Source organism: Rhizobium aureum (assembly GCF_030182495.1).
GTDB lineage: Bacteria > Pseudomonadota > Alphaproteobacteria > Rhizobiales > Rhizobiaceae > Rhizobium > Rhizobium tropici_C.
In genome coordinates, this window is sequence record NZ_JAQJCI010000002.1 from 598,152 (window position 1) to 624,472 (window position 26,321).

Genomic DNA, 26,321 nt, shown 5'->3' on the forward strand with positions numbered 1-26,321 from the left:
ATGATGGTTCCCTCTTTTCCCGAAGGCCAAATGAGACGTCGCGGTTTTTGTTCCCGGCCATCGGGTGCATGAAAATCGGCCATTTCAACCGATTGCGGCATCAGCTCCAGGCCCGACGCGTCAAGCGCCGTGCTTTGCCTGATGTGCGCCCGTGGTGGCGGCCGCGGCGTAGTGAGCTTTCTTCTGTTCGTACATGCCGAGATCCGCGCGCTTGATCATGGATTCCATCGTCTCGCCGGGTTGACTCGTCGCAACGCCGATGGAGATGCTGAGCGGCGCGCTCGAATAGAACTGGTTGTTGATCTTCAGCAGTTCGTTGATCGTCTCGACCATCGCGGCAGCCGTGACGTCATCCGCGCCGGGCATGAGAATGGCAAATTCGTCGCCGCCAATGCGGGCGGCGTGGTTCGGCAGGGATACGACGCTGTTCAGCACCTCGCCCATCCGGCGCAGCAGCGCGTCGCCGGCGTCGTGCCCACTTTCGTCATTGGCCTCCTTGAGGCCGTTGAGATCGATGATGATGGCCGAAACCGGCCGAAGCGACTTGCGCTCGAGCCTGTTAAGTTCCTCCATATAGAAGGCGCGGTTGAAGAGCCTGGTCAGCACATCGTGCTTGCCGAGATATTCGAGATAGGCCTCCGCCTTCTTGCGCGCGGTGATGTCGGTGAGCGCCACCTGCACCAGAGACCAGTCGTCCTCATAACCGGGAAAGACGGAAAACTGCAGGAGAACGTGGCGCTCCGATCCGTCGAGTGCATAGTTCAGCACCTCACGCTGATGGAAAAGGCGACCATTCCACAATTCCACCAACTGGCCGCGAAAGTGCTTTTCCATGTCATCTCGGAACACTTCGCCGATCCGGTGATGCAGGGTCTGACGATCGGCTGCACAGAAGAGGTCAAGCGTCGCCTGATTGACATCGAGCACGCTGATCTCGCTCATGCATTGCTGTACGAATTCCGGATGCACGTCGAGAAATACCTGAAAGTCGACGATGCCGCGATTGCGGATGCCGTCGAGCAAGATCTTGATACGACTGAAGTCCTCGACCCAAAGCGATACCGGCGAATGCTCGAACAGGCCTTCTGCATAGCGGCGCTGCCGCTCCTCCAGACGCCTTGCTTCCTCGCGTGCCGTCACGTCCTCCGTGGTCAGCAGCAATCTGCTCCAGGATGTCTCGTGGCCCGGCAAGATGACGCCGCGAAGCTGGATATCGAGCCTTCTGCCACCAAGCGTGTAATTGACGGCCGTACCGGAAAACTCGGTCCTGCCCTCCCAGAGGGCGACCAGTTCGTTCACATGGCTTTGCAGCATTTCGTCCCGAAACACTCTGGAAACGCTGGCAGCCAGCACCTCGAAGGAGGGCGCTTCGAAGAGTTCCAGCGTCTTGGCATTGACGGCAAGGAGCTTGATCCGTTGCGAGCAGGCTGCGACGCGCTGTTCATCTGCAAGCAAATATGAGCGCAGGTCCGTGACACCTTCCGCGCGCCAGAGTTCGAACTGTTCCTTGACGCCACTGAAATCCTCCAGCCACATGGCGATGGGGGAAAGGTCGAAAATAGTACTGCTAAGATCCTGGGCGTTCATCATGATTTCCTGCGCCGGCAATAAAACCAATATGTCAAATAGAAAGGCCGGCAGTTCGCTAAGTTCTGCTTAACGAGCATTTGTGAAGCTTGCGTTGATATCGGATATTGGGTCAAGCCGGACCATCGATCGCGGCTTATTTTCAATTCATTCTTGTTAAAACTGTGCCCAAAAAGGCGCTTGGGCGCCATGAACCGTCAAATCTGCGTAATATTTGCAACCGCTAGGTCTTTAAAAAGCGTTCAAACGCTTCGAGCGTCTTTTCGCTGACATGATGCTCGATACCCTCGGCATCGTTTCGCGCGGTGTCGGGATCGACGCCGAGGCGGCAGAGGACGGCTTCCACAACCACATGCCGTCGCCGGGTCGCAACCGCGAGGCGCTGACCTTCCTCGGTCAGAAAGACGCCACGATAGGGGCGTTGGGTGATCAGGTTTTCCTCGGCCAGGCGCTTGAGCATCTTTGCGACCGTCGGCTGCGTTACCCCTAATCTCTGTGCAATATCGGTCTGACGTGCCTCGCCGGCATGCTCTATCAGGTCGGCGATGAGCTCGACGTAATCTTCCATCAATTCCGTACGTCGATCGTCGCGGCTTTTCTGAAACGCCTCGGCATGTGTCTCCACTTCGGTGGAAGAAAGACGGCTTTCCGGGGCTGCAGGCTGTTTCATCAAGATGGCTCACCTTCGCAAGGCTAAGAAAGTGGTGAAGATACTTAGCCTCGCCTATAAATAAATCGCAAGCGCAATAAAACCCTCACGGCGGTATAATCACCGACAAATGAGGTCAGACTTCGCTCTCCGGTTTCGGGTGTTAAGCGCTGTTTCTATTTTGCGCCGATCAATGGAAGAGTTGAATGATCCAATAGGAGAGCGCCGAGATCAGGGCCGCAGCCGGCAGCGTGATGACCCAGGCGATCACGATGTTGCCGGCAATGCCCCACCGTACGGCGGAGACTCGCCGGGCGGCTCCGACACCGATGATGGCGCCCGTAATCGTGTGGGTCGTGGAAACCGGTATTCCGAGCCAGGTCGCTGCAAAGAGTGTCAATGCGCCGCCCGTCTCCGCGCAAAAGCCCTGCATCGGGTTGAGGCGGGTAATTTTCGAACCCATCGTGTGCACGATCCGCCATCCTCCGAGCAGCGTGCCCAAAGCCATGGCCGATTGGCATGAGAGAACCACCCACAAGGGGACGTGGAAAGCGCCGCCGCCATATCCTTGGGAGTAAAGGAGTATCGCGATGATTCCCATGGTCTTCTGGGCATCGTTGCCGCCGTGTCCGAGGGAATAGAGCGAGGCTGAGAAGAACTGCATGACGCGGAAGGTGCTGTCGACGGCAAACGGCGTCTGCCGGACGAAGAGCCATGTCACGGCAAGCACCAGAAACAACGCGAGCATGAAGCCGATGAGCGGCGACATGACGATCGCGCCCGCCGTCTTGAGGACGCCGAGCCAGACGATCGAACTGATGCCGACCTTGGCAAGGCCAGCGCCGATCAGTCCGCCGACCAGCGCATGCGACGAGCTTGACGGAATGCCGAATATCCAGGTGACGATGTTCCAGACGATTGCGCCCATAAGAGCGGAGAAGATGACCGATGCGTCGACGATTTTCGGGTCGATGATGCCCGTTCCAAGCGTCTCAGCGACGTGCAAGCCGAAGAACAGGAAGGCGATGAAATTGAAAAATGCGGCCCAGAGAACCGCATATTGCGGCCTCAGAACTCGGGTCGAGACGATGGTCGCGATGGAATTTGCTGCATCATGAAGGCCATTCAGGAAGTCGAAGAACAGCGCTGTGGCGATGATTGCCACCAGCAGCGGAAAGGCGAGCGAGGCCTCCATCAGACACTCTCGATCACGATGCCGTTGATCTCATTGGCGACGTCTTCGAAGCGGTCGACGACCTTTTCCAGCTCGCCATATATCTCGCTGCCGATGATGTAGGCCATGGCGTTGGAAGCGCCGTGTGTGCGGAAGAGATCCTTCAGGCCCTGTTCGTGCAGCTCATCGGCATAACCTTCGGCCTTGACGATCTCTTCCGTGATGGTCGCAAGCCGCGTGGCATTGGTGCCCATGCGATCCAGCAACGGCACCGCTTCGGCAACGAGATGTGCTGCCTTGACGATCACTTCGCCCATCTGCTGCATGAGGGGATCGAAGCTCTTCTGCTCGAACAGGCGTATGGTCTTGACCGTTTTGTGCATCATGTCGATGGCGTCGTCCATCGACATGATCAGATCCTTGATGTCGCCGCGATCAAAGGGGGTGATGAAGCTCTTGCGCACCGCAAGCAGCACGTCGCGCGTGATATCGTCGGCTTCATTTTCGAGCTCGACGATCCGCCGGCACTTTCCCTCGATGTCATTGCCGGAAAGCAGGGCGTTCAGCGCCTCGGCGGCACCCACGATCGTGCGCGAATGCTGCGCAAAGAGATCGAAGAATCGATCCTCGCGTGGCATGAGTTTGCGAAACCAGCCTAGCATCAAAGCTCCATGCGTCTATTGTCACGAAATCGTCATAATTGACAAAGTGCGGCTTGGAAAGGCTGGGAAGCATTATGTTTTCAGACCTTGCTGATGTTTATTGTGGACGCTGAGATGCCCGGCGTCGAGCCTCCATTCAAGGTGGACAGTTTTTTCGCCGCCGGATCACGCCGAAACGTGCTCGCGCAGGAGCGGCAGTAATTGGGTGCCCTGCCGTTCGATTCCCGAAAGATAGGGCGTGTCCGAGAGGACGAAATGCGTGATGCCCAGATCGCGATATTTGCGCAGCGAACGAGCAACATCCTCGGCCGAACCGACCAGCCAGGTGGTGCCTGCCCCTCCGCCGCCGAACTTGCCCGGTGCGGTGTAAAGATTGTCATCGAGCACCTCGCCGCGCGCGGCGAGATCGAACAGCCGCTTCTGGCCGACGGCGACCGATTGCCGATGATCGTTCCAGCGAACACCGTTGCCTTTGGCCATGTCGGCAACTTTCGCTTCGGCATCCGCCCAGGCCTGCTCCGTCGTGTCGCGAACCAGCGTCGTGATGCGCAGCCCGAACTGCAGTGGCGGGAGATCTCGATCGAGTTCTCTGCTCAAGGCCTTGAGCCGGCCGATCCTTTCACCGATGTCGGCGAGCGGCTCGCCCCAGAAAAGCTGAACATCGGCCTCCGTGGCGGAGACGCGCTCCGCTGCATCCGATGCACCGCCGAAATAGAGCTTGGGATGCAGGCGGTCACCGCGAGGCTGGATGCGTGGCGCGGCAGTGGAGTCGTTCACGCGAAAATGTTCGCCCTCATAGGAGACATTCTCTTCCGTCCAGAGTTTGCGGATGAGCCGCATGAACTCCTTGGTGCGGCCATAGCGATGCGCCTGGTCGCCTTCGCTATCGCCATAGGCGGCAAGATTGTCCTTGCCCGACACGATATTGACGCGCACGCGGCCGCCGCTCAGGTGATCCAGCGTGGCGGCAGCGGAGGCGAAATGCGCCGGCCGCCAGTAGCCGGGCCGGATCGCGATCAGCGGCTCGAAAGTGGTGGTGCGGGCGGCAAGTGCGGTCGCCACAGTGAAGGTGTCTGGACGGCCCCATCCGGTGCCGATCAGCGCTCCTTTCCAGCCGTGATCTTCGAGCGCCCTGGCATGACTGGTAAGCGTCTCCAGGCTATTGTGGTTTGCGACGGTGGAGTCGCCGCGATGACCCGGTTTGACGTCGTTGGGGATGTACCAGAGAAATTCGCAATTGCTGCTCATGCCTGTGCCTGTCAGTCTTCTGAATCCGCCGATGGGACTTGATGATGAGGAAAGCCGTGAGCGACATCGGCTCACGGCTGTCCATGGTTAAAGCTTGCCCTTCCAAGGAACGAGTACGGCTTCAAGGATGCGGACTGCGGCCGAAAAGGCGAATGCGCAGGCCGCGATGATGCCGATACCGACGAAGACGACGTCGGTGGCAAGGAATTGCGACGCCGACATGATCATAAAGCCGATGCCGCGGGTCGAAGCGATGAGCTCTGCCGCCACCAGCGTTCCCCAGCCGATGCCGAAGGCGATACGGACGCCGGTCAGGATTTCCGGCAGGGCCGAAGGCAGCACCACGGCGAAGAAGAGCTGCAGCCGGCTCGCGCCCAGCGACCGGGCGGCATTGACGCGTTCGAGCGGCAGCGAACGGACGCCAGCCTGCGCGGACAGGCAGATCGGGGCAAACATGGCGAGCACGAGGAGCGTGATCTTCGAGGTCTCGCCGATACCGAGCCATATGATCATCAGCGGCAGATAGGAGAGGGGAGGCAAGGGCCAGTAGAATTCGATCGGCGTATCCAGAATTCCCTTTGCCCAGCGGCTGAGCCCCATCAGCAGGCCGACGGGAATGCCGACGATGATCGCGATGACCGCCGCGGCGACGATACGAAACAGGCTTGCCAATATATGCTCGGAAAGCGAAGCGCCGGCATAGCCGTCACGATAGACGACGCCGATCTGCGTCAATACCTCATCCGGGCGGGGCAGGAAGAGATGTGACACCAGGCCGAGCTTTGCGACCAGCCACCATAGCGCAAGACAAACGATTGCCGTTGCGATGCTGATGGTAACGGTAGGCTTCTCGCCGACCCCGAAACCTGGGATGCGAACCAGCTTTGGCCGCTCTTCCTTCCCGGACGCCGCGATCGTGCGCGTCTCGATGATATCGCTCATGCCGCGCTCCTGATGTTGTCAGCGTCGTGAAGAATGCCGCGAATTTCCTCGCGGAGATTGCCGAACTCGGGCGATGTGACGATCGCCCTCGTGTCGCCGCTGGCGGCGAAGCGATGCACGAAATCGAGCTCGAAGCGGGCAACCACGCGTCCAGGCCGCGGAGACATGACCAATACTTCCGTGCCGAGAAACAGCGCTTCCTCGATCGAATGGGTGATGAAGAAAATGCGCTTGTCGGTTCTCGCCCAGATCGACACCAGCAGTTCCTGCATCTGCTCGCGCGTCAGGCTATCGAGCGCGCCGAAGGGTTCGTCCATCAGCAGGATATCCGGGGCGGTGGCGAGGGCGCGGGCAATGCCGACGCGCTGCCGCATGCCGCCCGACAATTCATAGGGCAGAGCATTGGCAAAATCGGTCAGGCCCACGAGCCGTAGCAGCTCGGCTGCGCGATCCCGTCGTTCCCGCTTTCCCAATCCGGCAAATTGCAAGCCGAGGGCGACATTATCGATCACCGTTTTCCATGGCAGCAACGCATCCTTCTGGAAGACGACGCCACGATCGGCGCCGGGGCCGGTGACGGGCCTGCCGTCGAGCGTGATCTTTCCCTCCGAAAGCGGCAGGAAGCCGGCGATCGCATTGAGCAAGGTGGATTTGCCACAACCGGAGGCACCGAGCGCCACAACGATACCGCGCTCGGGAATGTTGAAGGAAACGCGGTCGAGCGCGTGAACGGTTCTACCGTCACGCGCCGCGAAGAAAACGCTGGCATGGTCAACTTGAAGCATGGGGCCCTCAAAGGTTCGACACCGACGCGACGAGCGCGCCGGTGTCAGGGAGGATCAGTTGCTTGCGCTGATAAGCGCGTCAGCGGTGACGAAGGCGCTGTAGCTCGGCAGAACCTCGGAGACTTTCCCCTGGCTCTTCAGGAAGGTCGCCGTGTCCTTGAGGATCTTGGCTGCCCCGGACTTGTCGCCGCCGCCGAGCCAGTCGGCCGATGCCTGCACGTCAGGCGTCAAGAGGGTGAGGTTTTTCAGTGCTGCAGCCTGCTGATCAGCCGTGCCGCCCAGAAGCTTGGCGAGCGCTTTTGCGTTCTCGCTCTCCGGTCCCCATGCGGCCTTATCGGCGGCGAAGGAGGCGTAGTACTTGTTGATCACCGACGCATAGGCCTTCAGGAACTGCGGGTTGTCGGCCGCAAATTTCGAGGTTGCGACCCAGGCGGAGAATGTCGGAGCGCCCTTATCGGCGACGTCTTTGGACGTCACCAGCACCTTGCCGTTCTTCTTCAGCTCGGTCAGTGCCGGATCCCAGACGAAGCCGCCGTCGATATCGCCGCGATTGAAACTTGCGACGATTTCCGGCTGCGGAACGGCAAAGACCTGCACGTCCTTCTCAGTCAGACCGAGGGACTTGATAAGGGCGAGCAGTTGGTAGTGATCGGTCGAAACCGGTGCTGCCGCGAGCTTCTTGCCCTTTAGATCGGCCAGCGTGTTGATGCCGGAGCCGTTGCGCACCACAAGGGCTTCATCGACGCCCGAGATGGACGACAGGTAGAAGGCTTTCACCTCCAGCCCGCGCGAAGCGGCTGCCGCAAATGGGCTCGAGCCGACGTAGCCGATCTGGACGTCGCCGGATGCGATGGCGGCAAAGATCTCGGCTCCCGAGTTGAATTTGCGGAAGTCGATCTCGTAACCCGTCTCCTTCGCGAAATCGCCATTGGCGATCGCGACCGAGGAGGGCAGGGCATCGGTTTGGTAACCGACGACGACCTTCTTGTCGGCCGCAGCAGCAATGGTTGCCGCGGAGATGCTGGCGAGGCTTATGGCAGCGGCAGCAATCAATCTCTTGAACTTCATGTGTATCCCCCTGGCCGGATTGGGATTCTCCGGCGGTTCCCTGAGTGCGATGAGTAAAGCCTAGCGAAGAAGGGGGGAGGATCGACAGGAATAACAAACTATTTTTATAGACTATAATGGGATTTGTTTGTCTGAATCCATCATACGCACAGCGACGGCATATTTCCGCCGAGGAAAAGCGAAGAGCCGCGCTGGAGCCGGCATCCAAGACGGATCAGGCTGAATCGAAGAGGCGGCCCTACATCATGCGTGCGATCTCGCCGCTGAAACGCTTGCAGATTTCGGCTTGAGGTTGCCTATTCCTTCTACCGATCAATGTAGCGCGGCGGCCCATCGGGCTACGTGATCGGCAACGGTTGCGATATGTTCCGCGGAGGTGAGACCGGATACGGCCTTTCGTGGCGCGAAGTCATGGTCTCCATCCTCGAGCCAGAGAATCTCGATCATTTGGGAGAGTTCGTACGTGGAGACTTCTTCCCGTGATCCGAATAGGTCGCGAGTTCCCTGACAGATGAGAGTAGGCGTCTTCATGTCTGCGAGATGGGCGGTTCGCAGCTTCTCCGGTTTTCCTATCGGATGGAAGGGATAGCCAAGACAAAGCAGTCCGGAAATCTGTCCCGCATTGCTTAGATCGTCCGCGATCATACTCGCCACACGTCCGCCCATGGATTTTCCCGCGATGACGAGTGTCCCCCGCGAACCGACTTCATCGATCACGGCTTTGAATTCCTGATTCAGGAGCTCTGCCCGAGGCGGCGGAGACCGCTTCCCCGAAGAGCGTCGTGCCGACATGTAATCGAACTCGAACCGGATAATTCGCAAGCCTTTGTCGGAAAGCGCTGCAGATATGGCTTCCATCCATTTCGTGTCCATCGCGCCACCCGCCCCATGCGCGAGAAGGATAGTGATCTTGGCGTCTTCGGGACCTGTGACGAGCAGTTGGTAAGGCATTCAGCATTCTCCCAGTTCACAGCGTCGCAGGTCAAGCGCTGCGCTGCTGGCGCCTTGTTAGCAAAGCTCGGATTCGATGGCGAGGGACCACAGCTTTGAAGGGGCATGGCAGGCTGCTGGAGATCCCCGAAGCGGAATGACTACCTTGACTTGCGGAGCTTGCTAGGCTCACGTTAATTGACGTTGCTCGCGCTTGCAGCCAATTAAGTGAAACCCAACTACGCAAGGGTGTTGCCGATGGGATGGGAAGCACTTGGACAATGGGGTGACGACGCAGTTCGCATCGAACCGCTCACCGGCGGCATTGCCAACGACGTCTGGAGCGTTCGCGTTCATGGGCGGATTGCGGTCGGTCGTCTCGGCTTCAGGTCCGACGCTGATCTCGCATGGGAAACGGAGCTGCTCCAATACCTCGATCGTGCGGGTATGACCGTTCCAGTACCGATCCCGACGACCGATGGCCGTCTGTTCGTGGACGGTCTGGTGGTGATGAAATACATCGAAGGCGGACCGCCAGAGACGGGATCCGACTGGCGTCGCGTCGCCGATACGCTGCGCAAGCTGCATCGGTTGACGCAGGGATGGCCGCAGCGCCCCGGTTGGAAATCCTCGACCGACCTCCTGCATGCCGAAACCGGAACGAGGGTCAACCTTGCCGCAATGCCGCCCGAGGGCGTTGCTCGATGTCGAACGGCGTGGGCACGGCTCGTCGGGCGCCAGACATGCGTTGTCCACGGCAACCCAGGCAATCCTGGCAACATCCGCATGGCTGCGGATCACGTCGCATTGATCGACTGGGATGAGTCTCACGTCGACGTCCCCGATCTTGATCTGGCGCTGCCTGACAATGCTGCTGATCTCGACAACGACGCTTATGATATCGCCGCGCAAGCGTCTGCCGCATGGGAAGCCACCGTCTGCTGGAAGGACGAGTACGCAGTCAGGCGGCTCGCCGAAGTTCGAGTGGTCTGAGCGATTTCGGCAGATCGATACGCGCCGGAACATCCGGCGACTGAATAGGTCAAACTGCAAGCCTTAATCACGCCGCATCCCTAACTCCCCATCCTGCAGCTATTTCGCGTCTGTGACCTTTTGAAAGGCACAAGCTGCCACCAACCTCGGCTCAGGTGGCATTTGCTATGCCTCCATGCCCATCCCAGTCGGCCACTGCCGATTTTTTCCGCATCCGGCGAAAGAAAAAGAAAGCTGTTTCTTAAATAACTTAAAATCTATGTTTTTTATAGACTATAGCGCTCGATGGTCGGCATTGGACGCAAACATGGATGAAACGGCATGTCTTATCTCCTTAGCCTTCTCGACAAGAGCCCGATCGAACAGGGGCTCAGCGCTACCGATGCGCTTGGCGCCACGACGCGATTGGCCATCAGGGCTGAAGAGCTTGGCTATCATCGCTTCTGGGTCGCCGAGCACCACAATATGGCGAACCTCGCCAGTTCAGCGCCGGAAGTTCTGATCGCCTATCTTCTCGCCCGAACCTCGAAGATCCGCATCGGCTCGGGCGGCGTGATGCTGCAGCATTACAGCGCCTACAAGGTCGCGGAGGCCTTCAATCTCCTGGCCTCGCTGGCACCCGGCCGTATCGATCTCGGCGTCGGCAAGGCGCCGGGCGGTTTTCCGCTCTCGACCCGCGCGTTGCAGCGCGCCTTCGATCCTGAGAAGAAGCCGGACTTCGCCGAGCAGCTCTCCGACATCAACACCTACCTCGCGGCCGATCCTCATTCCGATGGCGCGCTGGCGACGCCTTTCCCGCCGCGCTCGCCTGAGCGTTTCCTGCTAGGCGCGAGTGTCGAAAGCGCGAAGCTCGCGGCAGCGAAGGGCTGGAGGTTGGTGTTTGCCGGTCATCTGAATGGCGATCCGGAAAATCTGCGGAAGACCTTCGAAGCCTATGACCATGCCAGCGGCGGCAAGGTGCCGATCCTGGCGCTCGCCGCCTTCGCCGCCGAAAATGAGGCCCATGCCCGTGAGCGCGTCGGCCAGCTGCGCATCGTCAAGCTTTTCCTGCCCAACGGCCAGAGCGTCAATGTCGGCACCCAGGAACAAGCGGCGGAATTTGCGCGCCAGGCGGGCTTTTCGGAGTTCCGGACTGAGGAAAAGGTGCCAAGCGTGCTGCATGGCACGGCGGCGCAGATCCGCGGCGAACTCGACGCGCTCCACAGCCGCTACGGCGTCGAAGAATTCGTGCTCGACACGCCGGCGCTGCCCGCTGCCGAACGGCTGAACTCCATAGAATTGCTCGCCAAAGAGCGCCTTTCTCTCGTTGCCTGAGCGCCTATCCCAGGAGGATCATCATGACTCAAAAACACGTCACCTTCGGTATCATGCTGCAAGGCCCGGGCGGCCACATGAATGCCTGGAAGCATCCGAGCGTACCGGCCGACGCCAGCACCAATCTCAACTTCTTCGTCAAGACGGCCCGAAAGGCGGAAGAGGCGGGGATTGCCTTCGCCTTCGTCGCCGATGGGCTCTACATCAACGAGCAATCCATCCCGCATTTTCTCAACCGGTTCGAGCCGCTGACCATCCTGTCCGCGCTTGCCGCCTTTACGACGAAGCTTGGCCTGGTCGGCACGGTTTCGACCTCCTATAGCGATCCCTTCACCATCGCCCGGCAGTTCGCCTCGCTGGATCTCATCAGCGGCGGCCGTGCCGGCTGGAATGCGGTGACGTCGCCGCTCGAAGGCTCCGGCCGCAACTATAGCCGCGAACATCCCGAGCACGAGTTGCGCTACGAGATCGCTGATGAATATCTCGATGCGATCAAGGGCCTGTGGGACTCCTGGGACGACGATGCCTTCGTTCGTGACCGCGAGAGCGGCGTCTACGCCGACAAGTCCAAGCTGCATCGCCTGAACCACAAGGGCCGGTTCTTCCGCATCGAAGGCCCCCTCAATATCGGCCGCTCCAAGCAGGGGCAGCCGGTGGTGTTCCAGGCCGGTGCATCGGATTCCGGTATCCGGCTCGCCGGCAAGCACGCCGATGCCGTCTTCACCAATGGTGGGCCGCTCGACGATGCCAAGATCTTCTACAAACAGGTGAAGCAGAGCGCGATCGCGCATGGCCGCAGTGCCGCCGATGTCGGCATCTTCCCAGGCATCGGCCCGATCGTCGGCGCGACGCAAGAGGAGGCGGACGCCAAATACCAGGCGATCCGCAATCTCGTCACCATCGAGGAGGCACTCGCCTATCTCGGCCGCTTCTTCGATCATCACGATTTCAGCGCCTATCCGCTGGACGAGCCGTTCCCCGATCTCGGCGACATTGGCCGCAACAACTTCCGTGCCACGACCGATCGCATCAAGAAGACCGCGCGCGAGAAGGGGCTCACCTTGCGCGAGGTGGCGCTCGATGCCGCCACGCCGCGAACCTCCTTCATCGGCACCGCCGAGCACATTGCCAATGAGATCATCCGCTGGGTGGACGAAGAAGGTGCGGACGGCTTTATCCTCGGCTTCCCGGTGATCGGCGAAGGCTTCGATGATTTCTCGAAACATGTCCTGCCGATCCTGACGGAGCGCGGCTATTTTGATCCCGCGCTCAAAGGCGAGACGCTGCGCGACCACCTTGGCCTGCCATTCCGCGAGAGCCGCTATGCGGCAAGGCAGGATGGCATCGAACCCGCAAAGGCCGTGGGCGCCTGAGCCTGGACGATCGCCATGAACGCCATCATCAAGCCCGCTTCAGTCACCGATCAAATCGAGACGAGGATCGCCGCCTATCTCGATGAGATTGTCGCGCTGAGACATGATCTGCACCAATATCCCGAGCTCGCCTTCCAGGAGCACCGAACCGCCAAGAAGGTTGCATCGCTCTTGTCGGACTGGGGCTACGACGTTGCCACGGGTATCGCCGGTACCGGTGTCGTCGCGACCCTGAAGCGCGGCGATGGCAAGCGTAGCATCGGTATCCGTGCCGATATGGACGCGCTGCCCATCGAGGAGGCGACCGGGCTCGACTATGCCAGCAGCAATCCAGGGGTCATGCATGCCTGCGGCCACGATGGGCATACTTCGATCCTGTTGGCAGCCGCCCGCTATCTCGCCGAAAGCGGCAATTTCAGCGGCACGCTGCGGCTGATATTCCAGCCGGCCGAGGAAATCGGCGCAGGTGCGCGCAAAATGCTGTCGGAAGGACTTTTCGATCGGTTTCCGGTCGATGCGATCTTCGGGCTGCACAATTGGCCCGGCGTCCCGACGGGACAGTTCGGCTTCGTTGCCGGCCCGGCAATGGCTTCCGTCGATCAGGCTGTGATCAGGATCGTCGGAAAGGGCGGTCATGGCGCCGAGCCGCATCGCGCCGTCGATCCCGTGCTGGCTTCGGCCTCCTTCATCACGGCGCTGCAAAGCGTGGTCTCCCGCAATATCGATCCGCAGGATATGGCGGTTGCGACCGTGGGCTCCATTCACGCGGGCTCGGCTTCGAACGTCATTCCCGAAAGCGTCGAGATGAAGCTGACCATGCGCGCCTTCAGCGAGCAGGTGCGTACAAGGCTGCAGGAGCGGATTCCCGCGCTCGCGCGTGCGCAGGCGGAAAGCTTCGGCGCGGTTGCCGAGGTCAATTACCGCCTCGGTTTCCCGGCACTGATCAACCATGCCGATGAAACCGCCTTTGCCCGCAATGTTGCTTTGCAGACGCTTGGGACCGCCGCGGTGGAAACGGACTTCCGGCCGCGGACGGCAAGCGAGGATTTCGCCTTCATGCTGGAGGCGAAGCCAGGGAGCTATCTCTTTGTCGGCAATGGCGACAGCGCGCCTCTGCATAGCGCCCAATACGATTTCAACGACACCATCATAGCGGCCGCAGCCCGTTACTGGGTGCGGCTCGCCGAGACTTTCCTCGCGGATGACAACAGGTGACGACCGACATGAGCGATACGTTTCTCTATACGACCCCGCTCGATCCACGCGCCAAGCCGCTGATCGACGAACTGATCCATGAATATGACAGCCGCTACGGCAACTATTTCAATGCCGAAGGGGCGGCGGCGGAACTCAATCGCTATCCGCCGGAAGCCTTCGCGCCCCCGGATGGCAATTTCCTGCTCCTCTTGCGCGATCGCGAAACGATCGGCGGCGGAGCCTTCAAGCACTATGACGACCAGACCGCCGAATTCAAACGGATCTGGACCCGGCACGATCTGCGGCGGCAGGGATTGGCGCGGAAATTGCTGGTGGAATTGGAAGCACAGGCCGGGCGACAAGGTTATCGCCGCATCTATTTGACCACAGGCTTCCGTCAGCCCGAGGCGGTCGGCCTTTATCTCACCAATGGCTACACCGCGCTCTTCGACACGTCGGTGGATCCGGAGATCTACAAGAGCCTGCCTTTCGAGAAAGATATCAGCCATCTGGCCTTGTCCTATGTCGCCGAAGCTTCCGACTCCCCACGGCGACTGGCCGCTGCCGGCCGATAGCGGCAACAGGATCAATCACAATCATAAAGGGGTAAGCATCATGGCGCTGACGACGGATTTTGCAGGTGTCGATCGAGGCACTGGAGCCGCCGAGACGAAGACTGACTATTCGCGTTATCGCATCGTGCCAGCGAGGCACCCCGGACGCGCGGCCGGCACGATCTTTGCCGCGCTTGTCATAGCGGTCGTCCTCTATTCCACTTTCACCAATCCGCGCTGGGGCTGGGGTGTCTTTGCCCAATGGTTCTTTGCGGAGCCGGTGCTGGTAGGCCTTGGCAGGACGCTGCTTCTGACGGCGCTTGCGGCGGTATCAGGCTCCATCCTCGGAACGGCCTTGGCGCTGGCGCGCGTATCGAAGTCGCCGCTGCTTGCAAGCCTCTCCTGGGGCTATATCTGGCTGCTGCGTTCGATCCCGATGATCGTGCTGCTGCTGGTTCTCAACAATCTCGGCTATCTCTATGAAACTATTAGCGTCGGTGTTCCGTTCACCGACAAGGTGCTGTTCAATTATCCGACCACGCAGCTGCTGACGCCGTTTGCGGCGGCCTTTCTCGGCCTGACGCTGAACCAATCCGCTTTCTTTGCTGAAATCGTACGCGGCGGCATTCTGTCGGTCGATCAAGGTCAGTTGGAAGCGGCTGCATCCCTCGGCTTGCCTCGCCGCCGCCAGGCGTTCCACATCGTCCTGCCGCAGGCGATGCGCTCCATCCTGCCGACGGGCTTCAACGAGATCATCGGCCTCGCCAAGAGCACGTCCATGGTCTATGTGCTCGCTCTGCCGGAACTGTTCTACACGGTACAGGTCATCTATCGCCGCAATCTGGAAGTCATTCCGCTGCTGATGGTGGCAACCGTCTGGTATCTCGTCATCATGACGGTGCTGTCGATCGCGCAGCACTATATCGAGCGTTATTTCTCCAAGGGTGCGGTGCGCAATCCGACGCCCTTGCCGTTCCAGGCATTCTTCAAACGCTTCGAGCGGCCGCTGCCTGCCGCCGCGGCAGGCACCAGATCGGACACCGAGGCACTCGCCGCTTTTCGGAGCGCGACGGATCTTCGTGCCAAGGGTGGTGCCGTACGCATCCATGGCATTTCGAAGAGCTTCGGCACGCTGAAGGTCCTGGATGATGTCGAGCTCAACCTGCCGGCCGGCAGCGTCACAGCCATTATCGGCCCGTCAGGCTCGGGAAAATCGACGCTGCTGCGTGCGATCAATCACTTGGAGCGCGTCGATAGCGGCTTCATCTCAGTGGACGGCGAACTGGTCGGCTACACGCAGAAGGGCGAGGTGCTCTATGAGCTCAAGGAGAAGGATATTCTGAAGCGCCGGACCGACATCGGCATGGTCTTTCAGAACTTTAACTTGTTCCCACATCTCACTGTTTTGGAAAACATTATCGAGGCACCGATTCAGGTGCGTGGAGTGAGCCGCGACGAAGCGACCTCCTATGCGCAAGAGCTTCTCGCGCGCGTCGGCCTCAGCGACAAGATCGATGCCTATCCCCGCCAGCTCTCCGGCGGCCAGCAGCAGCGCGTCGCTATCGCCCGTGCCTTGGCGCTGCGGCCGAAGGTGCTGCTGTTCGACGAGCCGACTTCGGCACTTGATCCGGAACTCGTCGGCGAGGTCCTCGATGTGATTAAGGAGCTGGTGCGTACCGGCACGACCCTTGTGATCGTCACCCATGAGATCGGCTTCGCCCGCGAGGTGGCGGATACCGTCGTCTTCATGGAAGGCGGGCATATCCTCGAAACGGGTTCGCCAAGCCAGATCTTCAACGATGCGAGGCATCCGCGCACCCGCGCCTTCCTCGCCAAGGTTCTCTAGCAGCAAGCAGGCATTGGACACTCTGACGCAAGAGGCGCCCGAGTAACCACAACAATATAAACAACCTATAATTGAAAAGGAGAAGGGAAATGACATTCATTGAGAGAGTGAAATATGTCGCTGCCGGCGTCCTGACGGCGGTAGCGATGAGCTGCACGGCAGCGGGTGCGGCCGAGAAGTTCAACCTCAGCCCGGACACGTCCAATCGCGTCCGCGCCGAGAAGGACGAGGCGGCGATCAAGGCGATTGCGCCGGGCTTCAAGTTCGTCAATCCCGGCAAGTTCACGGTCGCGATCAACCCGTGGGATCCGCCGATCGCCACCTACGCGACCGATGCCAAGACGGTCGTCGGCACCGATCCCGATATCGCACAACTGCTTGCCGACTCCCTCGGCCTGCAGCTCGAGCTGGTGCCGGTCGCCTGGGAGGACTGGCCGCTCGGCGTCTCCTCCGGAAAATATGATGCCGTCATCTCCAACGTGACGGTCACGGAAGAGCGCAAGCTGAAGTTCGATTTCTCGACCTATCGCAGGGATGTGCTCGGCTTCTACGTGAAGGCCGACAGCAAGATCACCTCGATCAAGGAGCCGAAGGATGTCGCGGGTCTCAAGGTGATCACCGGCGCCGGCACTAATCAGGAGAAGATCATTCTGGAATGGGACCGGCAGAATGTGGCAGCCGGCCTGAAGCCTATCGAGGTGCAGTATTACGATGACCGCGCCGCCGCCGATCTTGCCTTGCAGTCCGGTCGTGCCGATGTCGAATTCAATCCGAATGCGACGCAGGCCTATAAGGCCGCCATCAACGGGACGAGGAAGCTTGTCGGCACCGTCTCCGGCGGCTGGCCGCTGACGGCCGAAATCGCCGTGACGACGAAAAAGGGCGCCGGCCTTGCTGATGCCATCACCCTCGCACTCAACGATCTGATCAAGGACGGCAAGTATGGCGAAGTGCTGAAGCGCTGGAGCCTCACTGCCGAAGCGATCGATCAATCCAAGACCAACCCTGCGGGCCTGCCGAAGAGCGGTTCGTAATGTTGGTCGGGCGGACCGGCGTCAGTGGGGCTCACGCCGGTCCGCTCCCATCCATCTTAAATGGAGATACAGGTTCCGTGATTATCCGCACTATTTTCAGAACTGCGTTTGCTGCCGCAGTGGCACTTGCCTTCACCGGTCTCGCGCCGGCAATGGCAGCCGAAGATTTCGATCTGAGCCCGGAACAGCCCGGACGCCTTCACGCGGCGAAAAATGAAGCGGCGATTGCCGCTATCCCAAAGGATTTCAAGTTCGTCACACCAGGCACATTTACCGTGGCGGTCGCACCAGGCGGCCCGCCGCTCGCGACCTATGCGACGGATGCCAAGACGGTCGTTGGCGCCGATCCCGATTATGCCTATGCCGTTGCCGATGCGCTCGGCCTCAAACTTGAGCTCGTGCCAGTCGCCTGGATCGACTGGCCGCTGGGGCTGACATCGGGCAAATACGATGCCGTGATCTCCAATGTCGGCGTCACCGAGCAGCGCAAGGAGAAGTTCGATTTCTCCACCTATCGACAGGGCCTGCACGGTTTCTTCGTCAAGAACGACAGCAAGATCGGCTCGATCAAGGAGCCGAAGGACGCAGCCGGCCTGCGCATCATTGTCGGCGCCGGCACCAATCAGGAGCGCATCCTGCTGAAATGGAGCGATGAGGATGTCAAAGCCGGCCTGAAGCCGATCGAGCTGCAATATTACGATGACGAGGCCGCGAGCCTTCTGGCCCTCCGCTCGGGCCGTGCCGATGTCATCGTGCAGCCGCACGCCCAGCTGGTCTACATCGCGGCTCGCGACAAGAACATCAAGCGCGTGGGTACGCTAAGCGCCGGTTGGCCGGATCACTCGGACGTCGCGATCACCACGCGCAAGGGCAACGGTCTCGCGGCAGCGCTCACCATCGCAACGAATGGGCTGATCAAAGATGGCACCTACTCCAAGATCCTTGACCATTGGCATCTTGCCGAAGAAGCCTTGCCGAAGTCGGAAACCAATCCGCCGGGCCTGCCGAAATTTTGAGGAGACAGCCGCATGAGCCGCCAAGCCCCATCGATCAGCCATATCGGCTTTCTGACGCCGGGAAATTATCCGGATGAGGATCCGCTCGCCGGCCTGGAGCAGACCCTGCAATTGCTCGAATACGGAGAGCAGAGGGGTTTCAACAGCGCCTGGGTTCGCCAGCGCCATCTGGAGCCCGGCATCTCCTCGGCCAGCGCCTTCCTCGCTGCCGCGACGCAGCGCACGCGCCACATCGAGCTTGGCACCGCCGTCATTCCCATCGGCTACGAAAGCCCGTATCGCCTTGCCGAGGATCTGGCGACCGTGGATGTGCTGTCACGTGGACGATTGAATATCGGCTTGAGCGCCGGGCGGCCGCTGCATGCGGATCTGATCGGGCCGCTTGCCTTCGACGGCGATTGGGAGAGCCACGATTTCTCCCATCAGAGGGTGCTGCGCTTTGCCGACAATCTGAGGGGCACTTATCTCGGCAATCAGGATACGGTCATCAAGACGCCGTTCGGCCCGCAGCGTCCGCGCCTCCAGCCCTATGCGAAGGGGCTGATCAATCGCATCTGGTATGGCGGCGGCTCGTTGCGGTCCGCCGCATGGGCCGGCCGCAACGGCTTCAATCTCCTTATCGGCAACGTCACGACGGGCGAACAGACCGACGATTTCTTCGTTGCGCAATCGCGTCAGCTGGAAACCTATCGCGCGTCCGGAGGCGATACGCGGCGGGTGGCGCTCGGCCGGGTCATCGTGCCTTTCGACAGCGCCGACGCGATCACCCGCAAACGCTATACGGACTATGCCGCCGGCCGCTACGAGCGCACGCTTTCGCCGCAGGGCGAGCGGCGAACCCTCTTCGCCCGCGATGTCGTCGGCTCATCGGATGAGATACTGGAGCGCCTGCGCAAGGACCCGATCCTTACCCATGTGAGCGAATTCCGACTGGAGCTGCCCTATGAGTTCCACGATGAGGAATACCGGCAGATCATCCATGATTTCGTGACGCTGATCGCTCCGGAGCTTGGCTGGAAGGAGACCACGCTTCTGCGGCGGACCGCATCCTGAGGGTAGCATAACGGCAAGACCGGGCCCGCGGGATAAAGGCCGCCCGGTCTGCATGGCGGCGCGCTATCCGCGATGCGCTAGGGAATTTGCCGGCCCATAGGCGATGTCGTGGTTTCGCTGCCTTCGAGGATTCGCTTCGCAAGCCGCAGCGCTTCCTCTTGCGACGCGACGAGCTCCATTCTGGTGCCGAACGCCTTTGTGGCAAGAGCCATCTGCACTTGGATGGCGACGCGCTTGATGGGATTGGCCTCGATCCCGATCACCGCCCTGCAAATGGCCGCAAGCGCCGTCTTATTCTTCTTCAGCCATATGCCGCGAACTTTGCGGTCCTCGTGATCTTCGGCTGCCTGGTCGCCATCCATGATGACGACGAAGGGCATGGAGATGGCGAGCATGGCGTCCATCTCCCGCTCCCATTTTGCGGCATAGCCCGACCGTACGGACCCTGCCGATTGGCGGACGATCGGCCATAGGGAGACATCGTGAAAGGTGAACGTGGAGACGTCGATAGTCATGCTATTGTCCTCAAGCGATTTTGTCGGTCATTGCTGCGAACAGCATTGCGGCCCCGCGTTCCGACGCGTCGATGGCGCGGATTGCCCGTTCGCGCATGTCGGCCTCGTAATCCAGCAAGGCGGTGCAGATCGTCTTTGTTTCCTTGCCGGCCTTCGCGAGGATTTGTGAAAGCATGCGTGCGTCTTCGAGGGCCGTATTGGCGCCGAGGCCGCCGGCAGGGCTCATCGCGTGGATGGCATCGCCCAGGAGCGTGATGGCACCGAACGGCCAAAGGGCGTCGGGACGCCCGCTTCTGACCGGAAGCGCTGCCACCGCTTCGGCCTTGCTCCGGCCGATGATTTGCCTCAGTTCCGGATGCCAGCCGCGCATGGCTGTCCGGAGCAATACGGGCAGGTCCCGCGTGTGGTCATATGTCTCCAGGCCCAGCCTTTTACGTGGCCCGATCAACGCCCAATAGAGATAGTCTGTCACCGGCGTCAGCTTGCAATCGGGTGCGCAATCGGCGGCAAGACTTTGAAAATCGTCGCCAAATCGCATGAGATCCAAGATCGCCGTGCAGCCATCGGCAAAGATCACAGTCGTCCCGTCCTCAAGCAGGCCGCCGCCGGTCAATGGGAGCTCGCTTTTTCCGTAGACGCATATCGAGCCGGTATCCGCCGGCTCGGCATAGGGCGCCAGCTGGCGGCGTACCCGCGAGCTCACGCCATCGGCACCGATGAGCAGATTGCAGGAGACCGGGGAGGCACCTTCGAACTGCACCTCCACGCGCCCATCCTCCAAGCAGCGATACTGCGTGAATGCGTGCCCGAAATGAACATGGTCCTCGATTCCCGATAGCAGAATTTCGCGAAGAGTGAGGCGATTGACGCTCAGATCTCCGTCGTCTTCGTCCTCGCCGGTATCCCAGCTTGCCGGTACGCGCCGTGCGATCGGCAGAAGTTGCGGTGTCAGGAAGCGTCCCGCTTTCGGGCTGATGGAGGTCGTGGCTCGAAAAAGCGCGAACAGCTCGAGTGGCAAGCAAGCTTCCAGCGCCCGCTGCCCGCTCGGATCGATACGGATGCGATAACCTTGTAAGCGGCTATCGGCTGCAGGATCGCGCTCATAGACATCAAAACGGATGTTGGCGCGCTTCAATCCCTGGGCGAGGCACAGGCCTCCAAGGCCTGCGCCGATGATGACGACATGAAAGTCCTGCATGGGCCTTCTATTCCATTCACTATTCGACTTCGATTTTGTCAGGGAAGAATAGCGTGCCACGACCGGGACGTGGTAACGACATTCGGACTATAAATGTTGCGAAACGGCCAAACGGAACATGGGCATCGAAGATATTGGCGAGCGTCTCGACGGGCCACCGCTCATCGCCTTCTGGGGATCGGATGAACCGGGTAGCGCCTTCCGCCTCGGCACTCAGGAGTATGATTGGCACGCGCATGGCCGCGGGCAACTCTTCTGCATCGAGAGCGGCCTGGTACGCGTCGATACGCCTGGGGGCTCATGGCTGCTGCCGCCGCAGCGTGCAGGCTGGATTCCGCCAGGTGTGATGCACAAGGCAGGGATCAACGGCGTGCCGAGCGGCTGGGGTATCCTGCTGACACCGGACGCCAGCGCCGGATTGCCGACGACCCCCTGCGTTCTCAGCGTCAGCGATGTGTTGCGAGCACTGGTGCGGCGCGCGACCACATGGCGCTGGGAGGAAAGACTTACTCCACAACAGCGTCGCCTCGCCGCTGTTCTCTTGGATGAGGTACGAGCAGCCCCGCGCGAAAGCCTGCATCTGCCGATGCCGACAGATCGCCGCGTGCTCCGCATCGCGGATGCCGTGCTGCAGAATCCGGCCAGCGAGGAAACTTTTCATGCGTTGGCGCAGCAGGCAGGCATATCCGAGCGATCGGCCAGGCGTCTTTTCAACGCCGAAACGGGCATGTCCTTTGCCAATTGGCGGCAACAGGCGCGTTTGCTGCTTGCGCTTGAATATCTGAGTACGGGCAAGCCGATCGCTGAAGTGGCGGATAGCCTGGGATATGCCAGTGCCAGCAGCTTTATCGCCATGTTCAGGAAGGCATTCGGCCTATCGCCGCGCCGCTATCTCTCTGTTCGGAAGACCTGAGGCGAAATGTTGCGGAGGGTTGCGATCGCAGCAGTAGGGCGCCGACTTGTCGATCGGCGCCCATAGCTAGCCTAGGCGGCGACCCGACGAGGCCGGAGGGCGAGCAGGCGCAGGGCATTCATGGTCACCAGCACGGTTGCGCCGGTATCGGCGAGGATCGCCGGCCAAAGTCCGGTGATGCCGACGATGGTGGTGACCAGGAAGATACCCTTCAGGCCGAGCGCGATGGTGATGTTCTGGCCGATATTGCTCATCGTCCGTTTGGAAAGATCGATCATCTCGATGACATCGCCGACGCGGCCATGCAGCACGGCGGCATCCGCCGTCTCCAGCGCAACGTCCGTTCCTCCGCCCATGGCAATCCCGACATCGGCGGCTGCGAGCGCTGGCGCGTCGTTGATGCCGTCACCGACCTTGGCAACGCGAAAACCTTGCCGCTGCAGATCGCCGACGATCCGCTGCTTGTCTTCGGGCAGCAATTGCGCGCGAACCTCGATGCCGAGCGTCTTGCCGATCGCCTCAGCCGTGCGCTGGTTGTCGCCCGTCAGCATGATCGTCTTGATACCCGCATCGGCAAGCGCTTTGAGACCGGCGGCGGTATCGGTGCGCGGCTCGTCGCGCATGGCGAGCAAGCCGGCTGCCGCACCCTTGGCAACGATGACGGAAACCGTCTTTCCTTCATCGTTGAGTGCGGCGATCCGGGCAGACTGCTCCGAGGTTAACGATACGTGGTCGGCGGCTGCCCGCGGCGATCCGAGGAACACCTCCAAACCATCGACCGTGCCGCTGACGCCCTTGCCGCCGATCGCTTTAGCATCCATGACCGGCGGAATATCCGTTCCGGTTTCAGCCGCGTGGCCCAGGATGGCGCGGGCGAGTGGGTGGCTGGAGCCGGTTTCGAGCGCGGCTGCCAGCCGCAGTACGTCCGTATCGCTCATGCCGAGGCCGACGATATCGGTGACCTTGGGTTTGCCTTCGGTCAGCGTGCCGGTCTTGTCGAAGGCAATAGCGGTGACCTTGCCGATGTTCTCAAGCACGGCGCCACCTTTCAGCAACAGGCCACGGCGAGCGCCTGAAGACAGTGACGCTGCGATTGCCGCCGGCGTCGAGATGACGAGGGCGCAGGGGCAACCGATCAGCAGGATCGCCAAGCCCTTATAGACCCACTCGCTCCAGCTGCCGCCCAGGAATAAAGGTGGAATCACCGCGACGAGCGCACCGACAACGGCGACCCCAGGCGTGTAGTAGCGAGAGAAGCGATCGATGAAACGCTCCGTCGGAGCCTTCGATTCCTGCGCCTCCTCGACCAGCTTGACGACGCGGGCGATGGTGTTGTCGGATGCTGCCGCAATTACGCGGACGCGCAGGGCGGCATCGCCGTTGACTGTGCCCGCAAAGACGGTTGCATCCACCCCCTTGCGCACCGGCGTGCTTTCGCCTGTGACCGGCGCCTCGTCGATAGCGCTTTCGCCGGAGAGTATCACGCCGTCGGCCGGTATGCGGTCGCCGGGACGAACCAGGATGATGACGCCGACGGCGAGGCTTTCGGCCTGCACTTCGCGGGTCATGCCATTCTCTTCAAGGAGAGCGGTCGTAGGCACCAGATCCGTCAAGGATTGAATGCTGGCGCGCGCCTTGCCGGCTGCAACGCCTTCCAGCAGCTCGCCGATCAGAAACAGGAAGACCACGGCTGCCGCTTCCTCACTGGCGCCGATGATGACGGCGCCGATGGCCGCGATCGTCATCAGCATTTCGATCGAGAACGGCGTTCCCATCCTTGCGGCCACGAAGGCGCGCCTGGCGATCGGCAACAAGCCCACAAGCATGGCGGCAGTAAAGATCCAGGCGTCGAGTGCGGGAACGAGCTTGCCGATACCCCAGGCAGCGGCCACGGCCACGCCGGTCGCGATGGTCAACCGGCCCTTGGCAGATTTCCACCAGGGTCCCGAGGTTGGGCCGTGGTCATGACCGTGAAGGCCGGCCGTCGGCGCATCCGCCTCCTCCGAGGCGTGGTTATGTCCTGCGTGATCGTGTTGATGGTCAGCTGCACCATGCCCGTGATCGCCGTGGTCATGGTCGTGCCCCGTATGGTCGTGGTCGTGAGCGTTCGGCTTGCGATCATGATGGTCATGGCCGCAGCCGCAGGTGTGAGCATCCGCTGCCACCTTCGGCGCGGGAAGGTTGCCTTGCGGAAGCGGGAAAACCTTGTAGCCCAGGCCTGAGACCCGCTTTGCAATAGTCGGCAGCAGGTCGGGATCACCTTGATGCCTGACGGTCATCGTACCCGCCGTGACGGAGACGGAGACGTCCTCCACGCCCTGCAGGCGGCGAACGGCTGTATCGATTTTTGCAGCGCAGGAGGCGCAGTCCATGCCCTCCACGCGATAGCGGCTCTGTTGTGTTGTCGACGTCATCTTCCGGTTCCGATTTTGCTGTCGGAACCATTGCTACATCCTCTAGCTACTAGAGGAACAAGAGCCATTTTGCATATTCTCGCGGGATCGGAATACTCCGCCGGCTCTCGCCCTCACGGGGCGACGCCGTGGCTCACGCCGCCCGAAAGCCCACTGGCGGCGCGCGCTGCCCCAGGAAATTACAGCTTCAGCAGAACCTTGCCGGCCTTGCCGGGGGCCAATGAGGATTTCACCGCCTGGGCGATTTCCGTAATATCGTAGGAGGCCTCCACCGGCAGCTTGACCTCACCGGACGCGACCCGGGTGATCAGTTCGCTGATGAGCCTCCGGCGCTCGTCGGCCGACATGGCGGCGCTGACCTTGATGCCCCAGAAACCCTTGATCGTCAGCTGCTTGAAGATGACGGCCCTCGAGGCGATCTGCATCGGCTTGCCGGCCGCGGTGCCAAAGGACACCAGCAGGCCGTTTTCACCCAGCAGATCGGCAAGGTCGTTGCTCGCAACGCCGCCGACGGAGTCCACCGCGGCGCGGATCGGCGCATCGCCGATCATGGCGCGCACTTTCGCCTTCCATTCGGATGCGGCGGTCGAAACGGCGTTCCCGATGCCGAATGCCGACAGCTCGTCGATGCCGCCGTCGCGCCGCACAAGATTGATCATGTGAATGCCGCGGCTGCGGGCCAGCATGGCGAGCGTCTTGCCGACCGCGCCATTCGCGGCATTCTGGATGATCCAGTCGCCGCGTTCGACATTAAGGGATTCCAGAAGCGAGATGGCGCTGAACGGCATGGCGATCAGCTGTGCTGCGGCCTCGTCGGTAATGACATCAGGCACGGGGACGAGGCTGGCAGCCGGCGCCGTGAATTGCTCGGCCCAGGTGCCATGCACACCGGCGGCAACGACGCGCCTGCCGATCAACGTCTTGTCGACGCCCGCTCCGACGGCATCGACGAAGCCGACCGCCTCGCTGCCGCCGATCGCCGGCAGTATGGGTTTGTAGCCGTAGGCGCCGCGCACCGTCCAAAGGTCATGATTATGGATCGGCGAAAGAATGGTGCGAATGCGCACGTCTCCCGCGCCGGGCTCCGGCAGCGGCATGTCGGCCAGGTAAAGGACGTCTGCAGGGTCGCCGAAGACATCGTGGATGGCACTGCGCATTTTGTATTCCTTGCGTGTTGACATGCTGGTCCTGTCGTGGATCAAAGGCTGCCGGGTGCGGTAAGGGCTTGTTCAGTGGCAAGCATGGCCTGGTCGAGCGGTGTCCTGTCCTTGCCGAGCTTCGCCAGGATCGCCGCCCCGAGCCAGAGACTATAGAGTGAACGGGCTGTTTTTTCCGGGATGCAGGATGGTGAAATGGAACCGTCCTCACGTCCCTCGGTAATCGTCTTGGTGAGGCGGCGAATGAGATCCTCGACGCCGCCGAGCAGGATCACGCGCATATTGTCCGAAAGATCGGAGATCTCGGCGGCAAGTTTCACCACCAGGCACCGGTCGGCAAGGCTTGCGTTGCCGCCATCCGAGAGCCAGGCATTCCAATAGTGCATCACACGCTGGCGCCCGTTGCCCTTCCAGCCGAAAAGCGCATCGAGGCGATCCGCATAGTCGGAGCAATATTGCTTCAATAGCGCGCAGCCGAAGGCTTCCTTCGATGCGAAATAATAATAGAACGACCCTTTCGGCACGGCGCTCTGTTCGAGCAGCTCTTTCAGGCCGACGCCACCGAAACCTTTGCGCAGCACCAATTCCCGCCCGATCGCGAGAATATGGCTCCGAGTGAGCTCTGATTTCTTCTTTGTCACCATGAGCGGTCCGATAACAAATAATCGACCGGTCGTCTATAAACTCGATGCTGTTTGC

General features: G+C 60.8%; 24 protein-coding genes. 10 read left to right on the top strand and 14 right to left on the bottom strand.

Translation table 11 applies throughout. The features are described from left to right. Positions 1-120: 120 nt before the first annotated feature. The 9 genes from PH552_RS08635 to PH552_RS08675 all read right to left on the bottom strand — a co-directional run bounded on the left by PH552_RS08635 (position 121) and on the right by PH552_RS08675 (position 9,066). Positions 121-1,587, bottom strand: a complete 1,467-nt coding sequence (locus PH552_RS08635; RefSeq protein ID WP_169643226.1) for a sensor domain-containing diguanylate cyclase — start codon at positions 1,585-1,587, stop codon at positions 121-123. 223 nt (positions 1,588-1,810) lie between these two features. Then, entirely contained in the window at positions 1,811-2,257 is a 447-nt protein-coding gene (gene mntR / locus PH552_RS08640; RefSeq protein ID WP_112344904.1) for a manganese-binding transcriptional regulator MntR, read from the bottom strand. 169 nt (positions 2,258-2,426) lie between these two features. Next, complete coding sequence (locus PH552_RS08645; RefSeq protein ID WP_112344905.1) at positions 2,427-3,431, bottom strand: inorganic phosphate transporter; 1,005 nt, start codon at positions 3,429-3,431, stop codon at positions 2,427-2,429. Then, positions 3,431-4,072 carry a DUF47 family protein gene (locus PH552_RS08650; protein WP_113250421.1) on the bottom strand — a complete coding sequence of 214 codons (642 nt, stop codon included), beginning with the start codon at positions 4,070-4,072 and terminating at the stop codon, positions 3,431-3,433. The genes PH552_RS08645 and PH552_RS08650 overlap by 1 nt, the downstream gene beginning before the upstream one ends. Before the next feature lie 165 nt (positions 4,073-4,237). Continuing rightward, a complete protein-coding gene (locus tag PH552_RS08655; protein ID WP_169643224.1) occupies positions 4,238-5,320 on the bottom strand; it encodes an LLM class flavin-dependent oxidoreductase in 1,083 nt (360 codons plus the stop codon). 87 nt (positions 5,321-5,407) lie between these two features. Then, on the bottom strand, positions 5,408-6,262 hold the full coding sequence (locus PH552_RS08660) for an ABC transporter permease subunit (protein WP_113250419.1): 855 nt from the start codon (positions 6,260-6,262) through the stop codon (positions 5,408-5,410). Further along, the gene (locus tag PH552_RS08665) at positions 6,259-7,047 is read right to left on the bottom strand and encodes a taurine ABC transporter ATP-binding protein (RefSeq protein ID WP_113250418.1); all 789 of its coding nucleotides are present in this window, start codon (positions 7,045-7,047) and stop codon (positions 6,259-6,261) included. The genes PH552_RS08660 and PH552_RS08665 overlap by 4 nt, the downstream gene beginning before the upstream one ends. 54 nt (positions 7,048-7,101) lie before the next feature. Further along, on the bottom strand, positions 7,102-8,115 hold the full coding sequence (tauA, locus tag PH552_RS08670; protein ID WP_113250417.1) for a taurine ABC transporter substrate-binding protein: 1,014 nt from the start codon (positions 8,113-8,115) through the stop codon (positions 7,102-7,104). Between the two features lie 312 nt (positions 8,116-8,427). Continuing rightward, positions 8,428-9,066 (bottom strand): alpha/beta hydrolase family protein, encoded by a 639-nt coding sequence (locus tag PH552_RS08675; protein WP_113250416.1) that lies wholly within the window; start codon positions 9,064-9,066, stop codon positions 8,428-8,430. 237 nt (positions 9,067-9,303) lie between these two features. On the opposite strand from PH552_RS08675, the gene PH552_RS08680 reads away from it, so the two are divergent. From PH552_RS08680 to PH552_RS08720, 9 genes are all read left to right on the top strand, one after another. Beyond that, positions 9,304-10,038, top strand: a complete 735-nt coding sequence (locus tag PH552_RS08680) for a phosphotransferase enzyme family protein (RefSeq protein WP_113250415.1) — start codon at positions 9,304-9,306, stop codon at positions 10,036-10,038. Between the two features lie 321 nt (positions 10,039-10,359). Continuing rightward, a complete protein-coding gene (locus PH552_RS08685; protein WP_113250414.1) occupies positions 10,360-11,352 on the top strand; it encodes an LLM class flavin-dependent oxidoreductase in 993 nt (330 codons plus the stop codon). A gap of 23 nt (positions 11,353-11,375) precedes the next feature. Continuing rightward, positions 11,376-12,725 carry an LLM class flavin-dependent oxidoreductase gene (locus tag PH552_RS08690; RefSeq protein ID WP_113250413.1) on the top strand — a complete coding sequence of 450 codons (1,350 nt, stop codon included), beginning with the start codon at positions 11,376-11,378 and terminating at the stop codon, positions 12,723-12,725. A 15-nt stretch (positions 12,726-12,740) separates the two neighbouring features. Further along, positions 12,741-13,940, top strand: a complete 1,200-nt coding sequence (locus tag PH552_RS08695) for a M20 aminoacylase family protein (protein ID WP_113250412.1) — start codon at positions 12,741-12,743, stop codon at positions 13,938-13,940. Next, entirely contained in the window at positions 13,937-14,497 is a 561-nt protein-coding gene (locus PH552_RS08700) for a GNAT family N-acetyltransferase (RefSeq protein WP_113250411.1), read from the top strand. The genes PH552_RS08695 and PH552_RS08700 overlap by 4 nt, the downstream gene beginning before the upstream one ends. A 40-nt stretch (positions 14,498-14,537) precedes the next feature. Then, positions 14,538-16,322, top strand: a complete 1,785-nt coding sequence (locus tag PH552_RS08705) for an amino acid ABC transporter permease/ATP-binding protein (RefSeq protein WP_113250480.1) — start codon at positions 14,538-14,540, stop codon at positions 16,320-16,322. A gap of 89 nt (positions 16,323-16,411) precedes the next feature. Continuing rightward, on the top strand, positions 16,412-17,356 hold the full coding sequence (locus PH552_RS08710) for an ABC transporter substrate-binding protein (RefSeq protein WP_112344917.1): 945 nt from the start codon (positions 16,412-16,414) through the stop codon (positions 17,354-17,356). Then, on the top strand, positions 17,356-18,372 hold the full coding sequence (locus tag PH552_RS08715; RefSeq protein WP_210260436.1) for an ABC transporter substrate-binding protein: 1,017 nt from the start codon (positions 17,356-17,358) through the stop codon (positions 18,370-18,372). Before PH552_RS08710 ends, PH552_RS08715 begins: the two co-directional genes overlap by 1 nt. A 12-nt stretch (positions 18,373-18,384) precedes the next feature. Continuing rightward, positions 18,385-19,425 (top strand): LLM class flavin-dependent oxidoreductase, encoded by a 1,041-nt coding sequence (locus PH552_RS08720; RefSeq protein ID WP_112344919.1) that lies wholly within the window; start codon positions 18,385-18,387, stop codon positions 19,423-19,425. Between the two features lie 77 nt (positions 19,426-19,502). Here the strand turns inward: PH552_RS08720 and PH552_RS08725 are convergent, their stop codons facing one another. Further along, positions 19,503-19,940, bottom strand: coding sequence for a hypothetical protein (locus tag PH552_RS08725; RefSeq protein ID WP_285165823.1), 438 nt, complete (start codon positions 19,938-19,940; stop codon positions 19,503-19,505). 10 nt (positions 19,941-19,950) lie between these two features. Beyond that, on the bottom strand, positions 19,951-21,138 hold the full coding sequence (locus PH552_RS08730) for an FAD-dependent oxidoreductase (protein WP_113250409.1): 1,188 nt from the start codon (positions 21,136-21,138) through the stop codon (positions 19,951-19,953). Between the two features lie 118 nt (positions 21,139-21,256). On the opposite strand from PH552_RS08730, the gene PH552_RS08735 reads away from it, so the two are divergent. Continuing rightward, positions 21,257-22,051, top strand: a complete 795-nt coding sequence (locus PH552_RS08735; RefSeq protein ID WP_112344922.1) for an AraC family transcriptional regulator — start codon at positions 21,257-21,259, stop codon at positions 22,049-22,051. A 71-nt stretch (positions 22,052-22,122) separates the two neighbouring features. Here PH552_RS08735 and PH552_RS08740 read toward each other — a convergent pair whose 3' ends face one another. The 3 genes from PH552_RS08740 to PH552_RS08750 all read right to left on the bottom strand — a co-directional run bounded on the left by PH552_RS08740 (position 22,123) and on the right by PH552_RS08750 (position 26,266). After that, a complete protein-coding gene (locus PH552_RS08740) occupies positions 22,123-24,465 on the bottom strand; it encodes a heavy metal translocating P-type ATPase (protein ID WP_113250408.1) in 2,343 nt (780 codons plus the stop codon). Between the two features lie 179 nt (positions 24,466-24,644). After that, on the bottom strand, positions 24,645-25,622 hold the full coding sequence (locus tag PH552_RS08745; RefSeq protein ID WP_112344924.1) for a zinc-binding dehydrogenase: 978 nt from the start codon (positions 25,620-25,622) through the stop codon (positions 24,645-24,647). 41 nt (positions 25,623-25,663) lie between these two features. Further along, positions 25,664-26,266, bottom strand: coding sequence for a TetR/AcrR family transcriptional regulator (locus tag PH552_RS08750; RefSeq protein ID WP_112344925.1), 603 nt, complete (start codon positions 26,264-26,266; stop codon positions 25,664-25,666). Positions 26,267-26,321 lie beyond the last annotated feature (55 nt).